General features: G+C 35.3%; 12 protein-coding genes. 11 read left to right on the forward strand and 1 reads right to left on the reverse strand.

Annotated features, from left to right (window positions below; translation table 11 throughout):
• The first annotated feature begins 55 nt into the window (after window positions 1-55).
• The 6 genes from P2W75_RS16580 (at window position 56) to P2W75_RS16605 (ending at window position 7,734) form a co-directional block, all read left to right on the forward strand.
• A complete protein-coding gene (locus P2W75_RS16580; RefSeq protein ID WP_276381345.1) occupies window positions 56-1,294 on the forward strand; it encodes a TolC family protein in 1,239 nt (412 codons plus the stop codon).
• Window positions 1,295-1,326: 32 nt separating this feature from the next.
• Window positions 1,327-2,415 (forward strand): efflux RND transporter periplasmic adaptor subunit, encoded by a 1,089-nt coding sequence (locus P2W75_RS16585; RefSeq protein ID WP_276381346.1) that lies wholly within the window; start codon window positions 1,327-1,329, stop codon window positions 2,413-2,415.
• Between the two features lie 33 nt (window positions 2,416-2,448).
• Window positions 2,449-5,550 carry an efflux RND transporter permease subunit gene (locus P2W75_RS16590; protein ID WP_276381347.1) on the forward strand — a complete coding sequence of 1,034 codons (3,102 nt, stop codon included), beginning with the start codon at window positions 2,449-2,451 and terminating at the stop codon, window positions 5,548-5,550.
• 188 nt (window positions 5,551-5,738) lie between these two features.
• Complete coding sequence (locus P2W75_RS16595) at window positions 5,739-6,533, forward strand: AraC family transcriptional regulator (protein ID WP_276381348.1); 795 nt, start codon at window positions 5,739-5,741, stop codon at window positions 6,531-6,533.
• A gap of 248 nt (window positions 6,534-6,781) precedes the next feature.
• A complete protein-coding gene (locus tag P2W75_RS16600) occupies window positions 6,782-7,204 on the forward strand; it encodes a DoxX family membrane protein (protein ID WP_276381349.1) in 423 nt (140 codons plus the stop codon).
• 185 nt (window positions 7,205-7,389) lie between these two features.
• Window positions 7,390-7,734, forward strand: coding sequence for a cupin domain-containing protein (locus tag P2W75_RS16605; RefSeq protein WP_276381350.1), 345 nt, complete (start codon window positions 7,390-7,392; stop codon window positions 7,732-7,734).
• Window positions 7,735-7,906: 172 nt separating this feature from the next.
• Here the strand turns inward: P2W75_RS16605 and P2W75_RS16610 are convergent, their stop codons facing one another.
• Window positions 7,907-8,344 (reverse strand): cupin domain-containing protein, encoded by a 438-nt coding sequence (locus P2W75_RS16610; RefSeq protein WP_276381351.1) that lies wholly within the window; start codon window positions 8,342-8,344, stop codon window positions 7,907-7,909.
• A gap of 127 nt (window positions 8,345-8,471) precedes the next feature.
• Between P2W75_RS16610 and P2W75_RS16615 the strand changes: the two genes are divergently transcribed.
• The 5 genes from P2W75_RS16615 (at window position 8,472) to P2W75_RS16635 (ending at window position 15,974) form a co-directional block, all read left to right on the forward strand.
• Window positions 8,472-8,699, forward strand: a complete 228-nt coding sequence (locus P2W75_RS16615) for a DUF2683 family protein (RefSeq protein ID WP_276381352.1) — start codon at window positions 8,472-8,474, stop codon at window positions 8,697-8,699.
• A 656-nt stretch (window positions 8,700-9,355) separates the two neighbouring features.
• Window positions 9,356-10,279 (forward strand): SMP-30/gluconolactonase/LRE family protein, encoded by a 924-nt coding sequence (locus P2W75_RS16620; protein ID WP_276381353.1) that lies wholly within the window; start codon window positions 9,356-9,358, stop codon window positions 10,277-10,279.
• A 459-nt stretch (window positions 10,280-10,738) separates the two neighbouring features.
• Complete coding sequence (locus P2W75_RS16625; RefSeq protein ID WP_207295738.1) at window positions 10,739-11,332, forward strand: TetR/AcrR family transcriptional regulator; 594 nt, start codon at window positions 10,739-10,741, stop codon at window positions 11,330-11,332.
• A 247-nt stretch (window positions 11,333-11,579) separates the two neighbouring features.
• The gene (locus P2W75_RS16630) at window positions 11,580-12,797 is read left to right on the forward strand and encodes an efflux RND transporter periplasmic adaptor subunit (protein ID WP_276381354.1); all 1,218 of its coding nucleotides are present in this window, start codon (window positions 11,580-11,582) and stop codon (window positions 12,795-12,797) included.
• 12 nt (window positions 12,798-12,809) lie between these two features.
• Window positions 12,810-15,974 (forward strand): efflux RND transporter permease subunit, encoded by a 3,165-nt coding sequence (locus tag P2W75_RS16635; RefSeq protein WP_207295737.1) that lies wholly within the window; start codon window positions 12,810-12,812, stop codon window positions 15,972-15,974.
• The last annotated feature ends 306 nt before the right edge of the window (window positions 15,975-16,280 follow it).

Below are 16,280 nucleotides of genomic sequence, written 5' to 3' on the forward strand. Positions count from 1 at the left end.
ACTTAATTTGAAACGTATATTTTTAACCTTGTTTTTAATTGTATCATTCAAAAGTATGGCACAAAATGCTACTTTAAATGATACAATTGTCTTGTCTAGAAAAAAAGCCGAAGCTATATTTCTGGAAAAAAATATTTCTATTATTTCAGAAAAACTAAACATCGATATTGCCGACGCGCAGGTAATTCAGGCAAAATTATGGCCGAATCCTACGCTAACAGTTGGCGAAATCAATCTTTGGAGCAATGCCACTGCACAGCAATTGCCGCCGCTATGGGGAAATTACGGAAGAACGCAGCAAGTTAATGCTGAACTAGAACAATTAGTTCAGACTGCGGGAAAACGAAAGAAAATGATCGCCATGGAAAAAGTGGGCGTTGATATTGCCAAAGAATATTTCAAAACTTTTTTGCGAAATCTCAAAATTGAGTTTAGAAACAACCTGACTGAACTGCAATACACACAAGCTCAAGAAGCCATTTATAAAAAACAGCTTTCGTCTATGCAAACCTTGATTAAAGCCTATGGCAATCAGGTTGCACAAGGTAATATTGGCAAAGCCGAATACATTAGGCTAAAAGCATCTGAGCTTCAATTTTTAAAAGAAATCAGCGATTTACAAAAGGCAAATAATTCGTTGCAGCAAGAACTTAAAGTTTTAATGAATCTTCCGCCAACAAATTATATCAAACTTACAGATGAAGGTTTTGTTCCCGAAAATAAAAATATTGACGATATCAATCTTGGAAATCTAATGGCATCGGCTGTAGAAAATCGTCCAGATATGAAAGTGCTCAAACTTGGAAATGACTACAACGACATTAAATACAAATACGAAAAAGCAGTACGAACTCCAGATGTTACGCTTGGCTTAAGTTACGACCGTGGAGCAAGTTTGATGAATGATTTTGTGGGTATTGGTTTTTCATTGGATCTGCCGTTTTTTAATAGAAATAAAGGAAATATAAAAGTCGCGAAACTCGCTATTGAGCAAGGCAAATTAGCTACAGATGAAAAAACGCTGACCATACAAACAGAAGTTTTACAAGCGTATCAGGATTTACTGGTTACCAAAAAACTTTATGATAACGTTGATGCCAGTTATGAAGGTGATTTGGATAAACTATTAGAAGCTTATCGAAAAAATTTCATGCAAAAAAACACAAGCATGCTCGAATATCTTGATTTTGTTGATGCATATCTAGACAACAAAACCATTTTATTAAACTCTAAAAAAGACCTCAACAATAACCTTGAAGAACTCCGTTACATAGCGGGTGAAGAAATCAATTAAACCAAATTATCTAAAAAATAATAACATACATAATGAAGAAATTTATTTTACTCCCGATACTTGGGTTACTGCTCGTTTACGGATGTGGCAAGAAAGAAGAAGTTAAAAAAGCACAGGATGAAAAATTCTGCATCGATAAAGAATTAAAAGAAAAAATAACAATCGAAACTGTTCAAAAACGGTCTGTGAGCGAATCGATCAATCTTACGGGAAACATTACTTACAATGGCGATCATGTAGTTCAGTTTAACAGTCTTGTTCAAGGTATCATTACCAAAACTACTTTCTCGTTAGGCGATTATGTAAAAAAAGGACAAGTGCTGGCAGAAATTAAAAGTACAGAATTGAACAGTATGCAGTCAGAAAGCAGATCATTGCAGTCGCAGATTACGGTAGCCCAGCGCCAGCTGCAATCAACAAAATCAATGTTTGAGGATGGAATTGCTTCTCAAAAAGATTTACTGCAGGCACAAAGCGAATTAGATGTTTTAAAAGCTTCTTTAGGAAATGTAAGAGCCAATTTAGCAATGTTCAGCGCAAGCAGCGACAGATCTGTTTTTCAAATCAAAGCACCAACAGAAGGGTATATCGTAGATAAAAACATCAGTCCCGGAATGCAGATTACAGATGAAACGAATTCGCTATTTACCATTTCTGATTTAAAAGAAATCTGGGTTTTGGTAAATGTTTATACAAGCAATCTGAAAAACATCAGCGAAAATATGGCTGTTGACGTTACAACACCCGCTTATCCGGGAGAAATTTTCAAAGGAAAAATCAATATGATGGCAAAAGTTTTTGATGCCGACGAACATGTTCTAAAAGCTCGAATTGTTATGGATAACCGCAATCTGAAACTAAAACCGGGAATGACGGCCGATATTACAATCGATAAAAGTACAGGTGGTGAAGCATTGGCAGCTGTTCCTGCAAAAGCCGCCATTTTCGATAACAACCGTGATTATATCTTAATCTATAAAAACGATTGTACAATCGAAACCAGAGAAATAAATCCAGTCTTAAAAAACAACACTTGGCTTTATTTTGATAAAGGCGTAAAAGAAGGCGAAATGGTGATTACTAAAAACCAGCTTCTGATTCACGAAAGATTAAAAAACTAAGCATCCTTAAAACGGATAAATACAATACAAAACATGAAAAAATTTGTACAAGGTCTGGTTGCTTTCTCCTTAAAAAACTCACTGATTATATTCTTTTTCACAGCCATTTTATTGGCTGCAGGAATTGTGAGTTACATTCACACACCCATAGAAGCATTTCCTGATGTAACCAATACAAGAGCCAGAATTATTACACAATGGCCGGGAAGAAGTGCCGAAGAAGTCGAAAAATTCATCACGCTTCCCATTTCCAAACAAATGAATACAATTCCGAAAAAGGCAGAAGTTCGTTCTATTTCCCTTTTCGGATTATCCGTTGTAACCGTTTTATTTGATGACGGAGTCGAAGATTTTTATGCGCAGCAATACGCTTCAAACCGATTAAACGGACTGGATCTTCCAGAAGGAGCCGATGTTGAAATCGATCCGCCGTCTGGAGCAACGGGCGAAATTTTTAGATATGTCATTAAAAGTGATCTGCCAATTAAAGAAATCAAAGCCATTCAGGATTGGGTTATCGAAAGAGAATTGGTTGCTGTTCCCGGCGTTGCCGATGTAGTAAGTTTTGGTGGAGAAGAAAAAATGTTCGAAATCAAAATCAATCCAACCGAACTCGAAAATTACAATTTATCGGCATTAGACGTTTACGAAGCTGTTTCAAAAAGTAATATCAACGTAGGCGGAGATGTCATCAAACGAGGCGATCAGGCGTACGTGGTTCGAGGAGTTGGTTTAATTAATAAAGTTGAAGATATTGGTAATATTTTAATTGAAACAAAAGGCGGAGCTCCTGTTTTAGTAAAGCATGTGGCCGAAGTTTCCATTTCAGCAAAACCAAGATTAGGACAAGTTGGTCTAGACGGAAATGACGATGTTGTCGAAGGAATTGTAGTCATGCTTCGCGGAGAAAATCCAGGTGAAGTAATTGGCAGATTAAAAGAACGTTTGAATGAACTAAATGAAAGAGTACTTCCAGACAATGTTAAAATAGTGCCATTTATCGACCGTACCGAATTGGTTAATACAACCGTAAAAACAGTAACCAAAAACCTTGTTGAAGGTATTTTATTGGTTTCGTTAATCGTATTTATTTTCCTTTACAACTGGCGAACTTCGCTGATTGTAGCAACTGTGATCCCGCTTTCATTTTTGTTTGCGATTATCATGCTGCGAATTCAGGGACTGCCTGCGAATTTGATTTCTATGGGAGCGTTAGATTTTGGATTACTGCTCGAAGGTACGCTGGTAATTGTCGAACAAGTTTTTGTTTCGCTCGAAAAGAAAGCCCATAAAGTGGGAATGGAACGTTTTAATGCCATGAGTAAAATGGGATTAATCAAGAAAAGTGTAGGAAGCGTGGCAACTTATATTTTCTTTGCCCTAATTATTTTGATTGTGGCGCTAATGCCAATTTTCTCTTTCACAAAAGTAGAAGGAAAAATGTTCTCTCCCCTAGCCTTTACTTTGGGGTACGCCTTATTAGGTTCGCTGATTTTATCACTTACTTACGTGCCCGCCATGTGTAAAGTGATGCTTACGAAAAATATTGTCGAAAAAGAAAACATGATTTCACGTTTCTTTAGAACCAATTTGTACAACCTTTTTAAATGGAGCACCAAACATCGAAAAATAACGATTTATTCTTTTCTAGCTTTATTAGCCGTTTGTTGTGTAAGATTTGCATTTTACGGCTCAGAATTTATTCCGAAGCTGAATGAAGGAGCCATTTACGTAAGGGCCACACTTCCGAATAGTATTAATTTGGATGAATCGGTCCGATTGACAAAAGAAATGAAAGCCAAAATTAGGAAGTTTGAAGAAGTAAAATTTGTGCTTTCCCAAACCGGAAGACCAAATGACGGAACTGACCCAACTGGATTTTTTAATATCGAATTCCATATCGAATTAAAACATAAAGACGAATGGAAACACGACATCAGTAAGGAAGAATTGATTGCAGAAATCAAAAAAGTACTCGATGTATATCCAGGAATTGCATTTGGTTTCAGCCAGCCGATACAGGATAATGTGGAAGAATATGTAGCAGGAGTTAAAAGTCCGCTGGCGATTAAGATTTTCGGAAGCGATCTTTTCCAAATGGAAGAAATGGCCGCAAAAGTCGCAAATTCAATTAAAGATGTAAAAGGAATTGAAGATATCAATGTCTATAAAAATATTGGATTGCCAGAATTAAGAATTCAGCTTGACGACGAAAAAATGGCACGTTATGCCGTTACTACTGCCGATGCTCAAGCCGTTATCAGAATGACGATTGGCGGACAGGCTGCTACCAAATTCTACGACGACGAAAAGATATTTGACATTACGCTGCGTTTTGAAAAAGAGTATCGCGATTCTAAAGAAAAAATCGAAGGTATTTTGATTCCGACTATGAATGGTAAAAAAGTGCCCTTAAAAGAAATTGCAACCGTAGAATATAAAACAGGGCCAACATTTATTTACCGTGAAGGAAACAGCCGTTACATTGCTGTAGGATTTAGTATTGAAGGACGAGACTTAGGAAGCACCATCGAAGAAGCACAGAAAAAAGTAGCTGCCGAAGTGAAACTTCCTAAAGAAAATGTCATGAAATGGGCAGGCGAATTTGAAAGTAAAGAAAGAGCTTCCAAACAATTGGCAATGATTGTTCCTGTTGTACTTATCCTTATTTTATGTCTCCTGTATTTCAACTTTGGTAATTTCAAAGATACCATGATTGCTGTAAGCGCAATGCCGTATGCCTTTATTGGCGGATTCTTGTCACTTTGGGCAACAGGAACTGTTTTTGGAATTTCGGCTGGAATTGGATTTATCATTCTTTTTGGTGTCAGCGCGATTGACAGTATTGTCCTAATCGGAATGATCAAAGAAAATATGCGCGCCGGAATGCATTTAAGAGATGCTATTTCGCACGGAATTTACAGTCGTATTCGTCCAATTGTCATGATTGCCTTAATGGGATCTTTAGGATTATTACCCGCTGCTTTATCAACAGGAATGGGCTCCGAAGTTCAAAAACCGCTGGCCATCATGATCGTAGGAGGATTAATAACCTGTATGATTCTTTCCTTAACAGTTTTACCGCAAGTTTTCTATCTGGTTTACCGCAAAAAAGATATAAGTACCTATTCATAATTTTAATTGTTATTATTTATTCTGAAAGCACCTTTGAACTTTTATGGTTTGGAGGTGTTTTTTTTTGATTATAAAAAATCAATTGCTTCCTGCTTTTGCTGGAAGCAATTCATAAAAACTATCAACAGCTTACATGAACTTATATGGTTCAAAAAATAAATCTTACATTTGGTAAAATCAAAAACAAAATGATTGAAATAAAAGCATTTAGTCAGGCAGAAGATTTAAAAATTCCGAGACGTGTTCTAAAGTATGTTCTGGTATTTTGCACTTCGGGAGAAACTACGATTTCCATTGATGAAAACGAATTTACATTAACCGAAAATTCTGTTATAACGATTACTTCTGGGCAGATTCATTATTTTAAAGATATTGAAAATGCTTCTGGTTTTGTTCTCGAATTTACCTATGCTTTTTTCTGTAAAGACGACAGCGACATGGAACTGATTTTCCACAATGGTTTATTCTGCCATTTTGCGATGAATGAAATGATCAAAGTCGATCAGCCCGAAATTGTGGTTCGTCAGCTTGAAGAAATTACAAACGAAATAAATCTACAACCGTATCAATATTTAATTTCTATTCACAGCCGAATTGAGTTGATTTTAATTGAAATCAACCGAACCAAAATAAATCGTGGAGATGAGATCTACAAACCCGATGCTTTATTTCTTCAATTTCTGGAAACGGTCATAAAAAACTTTGAAAAGAATCTTTCGGTAAATGAAATTGCTGGTTTGATTGGTACCACCGAAGCCAAACTCAACGAACTTTCAAAACTGCATTGCAATAAAACAGCCCAAAATATTATTTTTGGATTGATTGTTTCTGAAGCAAAACGATTGCTTACTTACGAAAAATTAACGGTAAAAGAAGTGGCTTATGCTTTAGGTTTTAATGATCCTTTCTATTTTTCAAACTTCTTCAAAAAACACGCTCAAGTTTCTCCAAAATCTTTCAGGGAGAAAATTGTTAGTGCCTAAATGTTTTTAAACACATAGAAACATAGATTTTTATTCTAAACTTCTTAGAAGTAAATAAAAGAGAAACTAGTCTCTCAACACATTAGCACTAGGTTTACTTAAAAAAGTAAAACTCGTTTTTTAACCTTTTACTCTACGCTTCTTTGTGTTTAAAAAAATATAATTACATGCTTTTTCCAAGATTCTCTATTTCTTAGCAAACGTTCTTGCGAGATCTTTGTATCATAATAATTACTAATCATTTAGTCATGAAAAGATATCAGGATTTTGCCATTTTTCTTTTACGTATTGCATTAACCAGCGGATTTATTTCTGCTGTTTCAAGTCGGTTGGGCTTTTGGGGAAGTCAATCTTCAGGCTGGGAAAATTTCTTGGCTTACGCCGAAAAAGTCAATTCTTTCGCACCAAAAAATTGCATTCCCGCAATCGCCATTACAGCCACAATATTCGAATCACTTTTGGGATTACTCCTTCTCTTTGGCTACCAAACAAGATTGGCATCAATTGCCGCATCTCTTTTAACCTTATTTTTTGCCTTAGCAATGACCTATTCTTTTGGTGTAAAAGATCCTTTAGATTATTCGGCATTTGCCTTTTCAATGGGCGCTTTTCTTTTATCAACTGTCGAAAAATACCAATGGAGTTTAGACGAAATTCTTTCTAAAAAATAAAATTTAACACATAGAACATAGTTTTTCGGATTAAAAAAAGATAGCTAAAGAAACAAGTTTGCACACATAGCTAAACTATGTGCATTTGAATTAGTGAAACGCCTTTTTAAATCTTCGAAAAACTATACTTCAATGTGTTAAAAATAAATACACGCAACAGATTAAACAATTAAAAATCAATTACAATGGAAAAACAAATTGCAAAAACAAGCGAAGTAAACTGGAAACCTCTTATTGAAGAAGGTGTAAATACAGACGGTATTTTTTATAAAGTATTACGTTTTGACGAAGCCGCCAACAGACCTAAAACTTTTTTATTAAAATTTGAAGCTGGCGCTTCGTATCCAAATCATATCCATCCCAGCGGAGAAGAAATCTTTGTCTTGGAAGGCGAAGTCCGATCTGCAAAAGACGAACTGAAAGCAGGCGATTATTTATACATGCCGCCTGAAAGTACACATTCTGTATTTTCTAAAACAGGTTGTACGATATTGTTTGTAGTGCCCGAAGAGGTAGTGATTTTGAAGTAAATAAAATATTGAGTAGCCTCCTGCTTTAGTTGGAGATGTACTTGCGACTCCTTTGGGGCTTTAGCCAAATATATTTTTGGGCTAAAGCCTTTTTATTTTACCAATTAATAACCTCCAGCTAAAGCAGGAGGCAATTCAAATAATTGAAATCTTTAAAATTACTACAGCATATTTATCTCAAATCCTTCTTTATAACCAAATATTTCAAATTGGTATTTCCGGCATTACTTATTCCATGTTCTGCATTTGGCGGGCAATATAAACTGGTATTTGGTCCAACCACAACTGTTTTACCATCTAGAAAAAAAGAAGCCGAGCCTTCTAGAATATAAAAAAATTCTTCTTCGGGATGATGATGTGGAGCGTGCGTCGATTTCCCAGGTTCGACAATACTCATTTTTAAAGTGTTTTCCTGAGTAAAGTTTTTATCTGCAAACCAATATTGATAACCTGCTTTGGTTTTGGTGGCTTTGTCTATTTCAAAATGATTCACACAGTTTTCGATAGTGCATTCTGGTGATGCTGTTTCTTTTTTGGTTTCCTGTGCGAAGGCTATTTGTTGGAAAAGCAAAAGAGCGATTGTGGTTTTTAGAGTCGTTAGTGCGTTCATTTTTTTATTGTAATGTTATGAAAATTGACATTCATAAATAATTGGAGAAAATAAAATACAATCAGTAACATGAAAATTAGAGTTTTGTCATAACTTTGTTTATTAACTTTAGTAAACTTTAAAAATCATGCAAGCAATTAATATCACAGCATATACCGAAGATGACTCTCAGATTGAAGCTGTAAAAGCTTTTATGAAAGCATTGAAGATAAAATTTGAAATTGCAAATATAAAACCTTATGAATTATCTTCTGAACAGCAGGAAATTTTAAATAGCCAGATTAATTTAGATAGAAGTAATTACAAAGATGCTGAATCAATTTACACTGATTTAAAAAAGAAGTATGAATTATAAGATTATCGTTTCTCCAATTGCATTAAAAAATTGAGGAAGCTATTGAATATTATATCATAAAAGTTAGCAAGAAAGTAGCCTTAGACTTTCTTAATGATTATAAAAAAACTTATAAACTCTACAGATAAATCCATTTTATCAATTTCACGATAACAACTACCGCTATCTTCCTTTTAAAAAATTTCCATATGTGGCATTTTCATTGTTGATGAATTCTCGAGAACCGTCTTTTTAAACGCTGTTTTTCATACTTCACAGAATCCCGAAAAATATCCTGTTCGATAACCGTTAAATTGTAGTTTATATACATTTCAGCGGGACGCAACCTTTTATCTATATTTCATTTTATTAAAATAACATCCAATCTTTGTAGAACTACTTACGGAGATTATTCGTTCTTCAGAATGACAAAAATAAGGGTAAACTTTGCGCCTACGCGACTTTGCGAGATAATCTAAGTAACAAACATCAATCTTTGCAGAACTACTTGCGGAGATTCTTCGTTCTTCAAAATGACAAAAATGAGGGTGAACTTTGTGTCTTAGGGACTTTGCGAGATTAATCTAAGCAACAAATTTGAACCCGGCTTTGCAGAATATCAGAAATAAAAACTACTTTTAAAACCGCTTCAAAAGCAACTTTTAAAACTTTTTATCATGAATGCATTCCAACTTAAAATAAAAGCACACCTTTTATTTGTTATTACTTTAACTTTTACAAATTTTATATGCGCTCAGACATCAAAAGAAAAAAGTCATGACTTAATAGCAAAAGGCGCCCTTCTCACAAAACTATCCGATCAATTCAGTTTTACAGAAGGACCTGCTGCGGATAAGAAAGGAAATATTTATTTTACGGATCAGCCCAATAATAGAATCATGAAATGGTCGGTTAATGGCGAACTTTCTGTTTTTATGGAAAATGCAGGAAGAGCGAACGGTTTGTATTTTGATCACAAAGGCAACCTTTTGGCTTGCGCCGATGAAAAAAATGAGCTTTGGAAAATAGACCAAAACAAAAATTATACGGTAATACTAAACAATTTCGAGGGAAAAAGGCTGAATGGTCCCAATGATCTTTGGGTTGACCCAAAAGGCGGTATCTATTTTACAGATCCTTTTTACCAAAGGGACTACTGGACACATATTTCCAAAGAAATAGAGAAAGAATGCGTTTACTATTTATCTCCAGATAAATCTAAAATTATCAACGTTGATAATGATCTTGTAAAACCTAATGGCATTATTGGAACTTCGGATGGAAAAACCTTGTACGTAGCTGATATAGCAGCAAATAAAACCTATTCTTATACCATCGAAAGTAATGGCTCTTTAGGCAAAAAAACGCTGTTTACTGAATTAGGTTCAGATGGAATGACAATAGACGAGTCGGGAAACATTTATTTAACAGGAAAGGGAGTTACCATATTCAATCCGCAAGGAGAAAAAATAGCCCATATTGATGTTCCTGAGCCATGGACAGCTAATGTTTGTTTTGGAGGAAAAAAATTCAAAACATTATTTATTACAGCTAGTAAAAGTGTTTATACATTAGAAATGAACGTTCGGGGAATGAAATAATCGATATATTTTTAACTGGACTGAAGTCCAGCCCTACAATATGAGACATTCCTTCGGAATTTTTCTTGCCATCTGATACAAAAAAGAGCCACTGGCTCTACGAATATTGTAGAGCTGGACTTTCAGTCCAGTTGAACATGGATTTTTTTTTGTCTTTCTATAGAAAAATTATGAAAATGATTCGTTCTCGCCTAGTCCCGATCGAAACGGCATCCTTTTGTATTGGGGTTCAATACAAAAGATATAGTGTAGAGCAGGACAAAACGTCTTTAAAACGAAAAATGTTCTGCTCCTAAAAAATATTTTAGAAATTAAAAGTCTAGTAAAATCAACACTTCACTAGCATTTTTAGTATTACTTATTGTACGATAAGAAAATATTATGATAAAAATATTTTGAAATTCAAAAAACCGCCATACATTTGCCTAACAGTGTTAAACAATTTAATACTCGAATATAATGGCTAGTAAAGATCGAATTTTAAGACAAAAAGAAGAGACAAGAAATAATATTCTTGGCGCTGCTTATGATATCGTGAAAGACGAAGGCTGGAATGGTTTGAGTATGCGTAAAATTGCCGACAGAATCGAATATACCGCTCCTATTATTTATGAATATTTCTCGAATAAAGAAGCAATTTTGGAAGAACTGACTGGCAAAGGTTTTATCAAGCTGACTAAAGAATTGCAAACTGCAATTGATAAGTTTGAAAAACCCGAAGATCAATTAGAAGCGATGTGGATGACTTATTGGGACTTCGCTTTTACTAATACTGAAATGTATCAGTTGATGTTTGGTGTTCAAATGACTTGCTGCGCACAGCGATGTTCAGCTCAAGAGGGACCTTACAAATTATTCACTCAGGTAATTGCTGATGTAATGAAAGACAGCAATCCGAGTCAAGATATCATAAAACAAAAGTACTTCACTTTCTTTTCTGTTATTCATGGTTTAATCGCCATCAACATCATTAATAAAAGTGATATTTTAGAAACAATTAATGCTCAAATTTTAAAAGATGCCATTGGGGGTATCATCAAATCAATACAATAATATTTTTTTCAATTTTTACTTAACGGTGTAAAATTATTTAATTGGATAATATAAAATCCTTTTTTTTATAACCTTAACTTAACACTGTTAGAAAATTTAATCGAGGTAATAAAACTCTTTTTTTGGACTTTTACTTAACAACGTTAGATAATTTAATACCGATTTAAAAAGAGAACTGAAAATGATAAAAGTATAGAAGTTTGTGCTCATTTACTTAACAATGTTAGAAAATTTAATTCAATTAAATATGAATCCCGAGAATGCCACAATACAAAAGAATTTAATCCGAGAAAATGTTCAACCAATTAAAACCACTATGAAAATGAAAAATGTAATTATAACCAGTTTTATTCTGGCACTAGTGTTAAGCAGCTGTGCCGATAAAAATCAGGCTCCTACTGCTCCACCACCACCGGTTTTACCAGTGTTAGCTATTACAAGTGCAAACACAATCACTGACTCTGAATATCCTGCTTCTATACAAGGAACTGTTGACGTTGAAATTCGACCACAGGTAAGCGGTAACCTAGAAAGAGTTTATGTTGACGAAGGTGCTTATGTAAATAAAGGACAAACGTTATTTAAAATCAATGAGCGTCCGTTTCGCGAGCAGTTAAACAATGCTTTAGCAAGTCTTCATGCAGCAGAAGCGGCTTTAATCAACGCCAACTTAGAAGTTGATAAATTGACTCCGCTAGTTCAGAACAAAGTGGTTTCTGATTATCAGTTAAAAACGGCTAAAGCAACTCAAAAAATTGCTGCTGCAAATATTGAACAGGCAAAAGCAATGGTAGGTTCTGCAAAAATTAATTTAGGATATACTAACGTAACTGCACCAGTAAGCGGCTACATTGGAAGATTGCCTAAAAAACAAGGAAGTTTAGTTTCTGCAACTGATGTTGAACCTCTTACTACTCTTTCTGATGTACACGAAGTATTTGCTTATTTCTCTTTGGGTGAAACTGATTTCATCAACTTTAAAGAGCAATATGCGGGAAGTTCATTAGGGGATAAAATCAAAAAATTACCTCCAGTTACTTTGATTCTGGCTGATAACAGTGCTTATCCAAAAACAGGAAAAATCGATATGGTTGACGGTCAGTTTGATAAAACTACAGGAGCTATTACGATTAGAGCTACTTTCCCAAATGCAAACGGAGTTTTACGTTCTGGAAACACAGGAAGAATTCGTTTAGGATTAAACCACAATGATGCCATCTTGGTTCCGCAGGCAGCTACTGTTGAAATGCAAGATAAGGTATTTGTTTTCACCGTTGGAAAAGACAACAAAGTAACTAAAATGCCAATTACTGTCGTAGGGAAAAGCGGTACGAATTATTTAATTAAAGACGGCGTAAAATCTGGTGATCAAATCGTATTAAGCGGTATTGACAAACTTCAGGACGGACAAGCGATTCAGCCTGAAAAATCAACTAAAGTTGCCGAAGTAACTAACAAAAAATAATCAAAAGAAATAATGTTCAAAATATTTATACAAAGACCAGTACTGGCAACTGTAATCTCCATTTTGCTGGTGATTCTAGGTGTGCTGGGTTTAACTAAACTGCCTTTACAACAGTTTCCTGATATTGCGCCTCCATCGGTTTTGGTAACGGCGGTATATCCTGGAGCGAATGCAGAAACGGTTTTACGTTCTGTGGCTCCTTCTCTAGAAGAATCTATAAATGGTGTAGAAAACATGACTTACATGAGTTCTACCGCGAGTAACGATGGTAGTTTGGCCATTACTGTTTTCTTCAAACTAGGAACAGATGCGGATCAAGCTGCAGTAAACGTACAAAACCGAGTTGCACAAGCAACAAGTCAATTGCCAGCAGAGGTTGTACAACAAGGTATTATCACGGCGAAACAGCAAAACAGTTTCATCATGGCGATTGGTATGTACACTGATGATGAAGCAAAATACGATCAGACTTTTGTGGCCAACTATGCGCAGATTAATATTATTCCAGAATTAAAACGTATTCCTGGAGTGGGTTCTGCCAGTATTTTTGGTGGTGTAAAAGATTACTCTATGCGTGTTTGGCTAAATCCAACACAAATGTCAACTTACAAAGTAACACCAAATGAAGTAATGGCTGCCATTCAGGACAAAAGTTTGGAAGCTGCACCAGGTAAATTTGGTGAAAGAAGTAAAGAAGTTTTTGAATACGTAATTAAATACAAAGGTAAACTTACTAAACCTGAAGATTATGAAAATATTGCTATACGTTCTAATGCAGATGGTTCAGTACTTCGCTTAAAAGATGTAGCGAGAGTTGAATTGGGTGCTTATTCATACAACAGTTTAACTCGTTTAAATGGTAAAAAAGGAATTGTAATTGGGGTAATTCAGTTAGCTGGATCAAACTCAAATGATATTCAGATTGCGATTAATAAAATGATGGAAAAAGCTTCTAAAGATTTTCCAACAGGTATTAAACACAATATATTCTATAGTACAAAAGTATCTTTAGACCAATCGATCGAACAGGTCGAACATACCTTACTGGAAGCTTTTATATTAGTTTTCATCGTGGTATTTATCTTCCTGCAAGATTTTAGATCAACATTAATTCCGGCTATTGCTGTACCTGTAGCAATTTTAGGAACGTTCTTCTTCATGCAGTTATTCGGATTCTCGATCAACCTTCTAACACTTTTCGCATTAATTCTGGCGATTGGTATTGTGGTAGATGACGCGATTGTGGTAGTCGAGGCCGTGCATGCGAAAATGGAGCACAAACATTTGTCTCCAAAAATCGCCACGCATGAAGCAATGCACGAAATAACGGGTGCTATTATCTCGATTACGCTGGTAATGGCTGCTGTATTCCTGCCGGTTGGTTTTATGGAAGGTTCTACGGGAGTTTTCTATCGTCAGTTTGCCTTTACGATGGCAATTGCAATTGTAATTTCGGCTGTTAATGCCCTGACTTTGAGTCCAGCACTTGCTGCTTTGTTCTTAAAAGACAATCATGGAGCACATGATACAAATGCATCTCATGAGAAAAAAGGATTTAAAGAAAAATTCTTTACCGCTTTCAACAGCAGTTTTGAATCACTAACAAATCGTTATGTTGGCGGAATAAAATTCTTAATCAGAAAAAAATGGTTGAGTTTAGGCGGATTGGCTTTAATTACTGTAGCAACAGTTTTATTAGTAAAAACAACTCCTGCAGGATTTATTCCAACAGAAGATCAAGGATTTATTGCCATTGCGGTTAATACACCATCAGGAACATCTCTAGACGGAACTCAAAAAGTAATGACTGAGGCTGAAAATACATTAAGAGGTTTAGATGCTTCACGATTTGTAACAGCGATTTCTGGTTTCAACTTGTTGACAAATTCAACGAGCCCATCTTCTGCTGTTGTTTTCGTATTGCTGAAACCAAACGAAGAACGTGGAGAAGTTAAAAATATTGACGAAATCATGAATCAGGTTCGTGGTAAACTAGGCTCTATTTCAGGCGGAAGTTTCTTCGTATTCAGTTTTCCAACTGTTCCTGGATTTAGTAACGTTGAGGCTTTAGATTTAGTTCTTCAGGATAAAACTGGAGGAAAACTGGATAAATTCAGTGGTATTTCTCAAAACTTCATTGGAGAACTGATGAAACGTCCAGAAATTGCAGTTGCCTTTACTTCTTTTAAAGCTGATTATCCTCAGTTACAATTAGAAGTAAATGATGAAAAAGCGAATCAGTTAGGCGTAAATGTAAAAGACATTTTACAAACTATGCAGGCCTATTTTGGTAGCGCGCAGGCATCAGACTTCAACCGATTTGGTAAATATTATCGTGTGGTTGTTCAAGCCGATATTGCCGACAGAGCAGATCCAACAGCAATTGACCGTGTATTCGTTAAAAATAAAACTGGCGAAATGGTGCCGATAAATACTTTAGTGAAACTAACTCGTATTTATGGTTCTGAAACTGCTTCTAGATATAATTTATTTAACTCAATTTCTATTAATGCCATTCCGAAACCTGGATTTAGTTCTGGAGATGCCATTAAAGCAATTGAAGAAGTAGCAGCACAACAATTACCTGCAGGTTACGGGTTTGAATTCTCGGGCCAAACTCGTGAGGAGATTTCTTCTGGAGGGCAGTCAGCGACAATTTTCTTACTGTGTTTAATATTTGTTTATTTCTTACTTGCTGCACAGTATGAGAGCTATATCCTGCCTTTAGCTGTAATCTTATCAATCCCTGCAGGTATTTTTGGAGTATTTGTTGCCATTGGTTTCACAGGAATCGAAAACAACATTTATGTACAAGTTGCCCTTGTCATGCTGATTGGACTTCTGGCCAAAAACGCCATTTTGATTGTGGAGTTTGCGGTACAAAAACGAAAATCAGGTATGGCATTAGTAAGAGCTTCAATAGATGCTGCCAAATTACGTCTGCGACCAATTATCATGACGTCTCTAGCCTTTATCGTTGGTTTAGTACCCATGATGAGTGCCAAAGGACCATCGGCGCAGGGAAATCACTCAATCAGTATTGGAGCTGCGGGTGGAATGATTTCAGGAGTAATTTTAGGATTATTTATTATTCCTGTATTGTTCATCGTATTCCAATATTTACAAGAAAAATTCAGCGGTAAACCAATCGCTGTCATTCACAACGAAGAAAAATAAATATGGAAAACTATATAACGACAATCCTTGTTGCCATCTTATTTGGCATCGGATATATATCATACAGAATCACGAAAGATCTTGAAACTAAAAAAGATATTTGTACAGAGATTTAATCTGTTAATGAGATTTAAAAATATATTTTAACACATAGAGACATAGAATCATATGCCTAAAAAGAGATTAGAAGAAACTAGTTTCCACACATAGTAACTATGTGCATTAAAATTAGTGAAATGCCTTTTTTAAATCTTCAAAAAACTATGTTTCTATGGGTTGAAAAAAAATTACACCCAAAGTCAATGG

The organism is Flavobacterium sp. H4147, from assembly GCF_029360735.1.
GTDB classification, from domain to species: domain Bacteria; phylum Bacteroidota; class Bacteroidia; order Flavobacteriales; family Flavobacteriaceae; genus Flavobacterium; species Flavobacterium endoglycinae.

Coding starts and splice junctions, on each gene's coding strand:
- P2W75_RS16625 (WP_207295738.1), top strand. CDS start 10,739: ATGGCTAGTAAAGATCGAATTTTAAGACAAAAAGAAGAGACAAGAAAT.
- P2W75_RS16600 (WP_276381349.1), top strand. CDS start 6,782: ATGAAAAGATATCAGGATTTTGCCATTTTTCTTTTACGTATTGCATTA.
- P2W75_RS16580 (WP_276381345.1), top strand. CDS start 56: ATGGCACAAAATGCTACTTTAAATGATACAATTGTCTTGTCTAGAAAA.
- P2W75_RS16620 (WP_276381353.1), top strand. CDS start 9,356: ATGAATGCATTCCAACTTAAAATAAAAGCACACCTTTTATTTGTTATT.
- P2W75_RS16585 (WP_276381346.1), top strand. CDS start 1,327: ATGAAGAAATTTATTTTACTCCCGATACTTGGGTTACTGCTCGTTTAC.
- P2W75_RS16595 (WP_276381348.1), top strand. CDS start 5,739: ATGATTGAAATAAAAGCATTTAGTCAGGCAGAAGATTTAAAAATTCCG.
- P2W75_RS16615 (WP_276381352.1), top strand. CDS start 8,472: ATGCAAGCAATTAATATCACAGCATATACCGAAGATGACTCTCAGATT.
- P2W75_RS16610 (WP_276381351.1), bottom strand. CDS start 8,344: ATGAACGCACTAACGACTCTAAAAACCACAATCGCTCTTTTGCTTTTC.
- P2W75_RS16630 (WP_276381354.1), top strand. CDS start 11,580: ATGAATCCCGAGAATGCCACAATACAAAAGAATTTAATCCGAGAAAAT.
- P2W75_RS16605 (WP_276381350.1), top strand. CDS start 7,390: ATGGAAAAACAAATTGCAAAAACAAGCGAAGTAAACTGGAAACCTCTT.
- P2W75_RS16635 (WP_207295737.1), top strand. CDS start 12,810: ATGTTCAAAATATTTATACAAAGACCAGTACTGGCAACTGTAATCTCC.
- P2W75_RS16590 (WP_276381347.1), top strand. CDS start 2,449: ATGAAAAAATTTGTACAAGGTCTGGTTGCTTTCTCCTTAAAAAACTCA.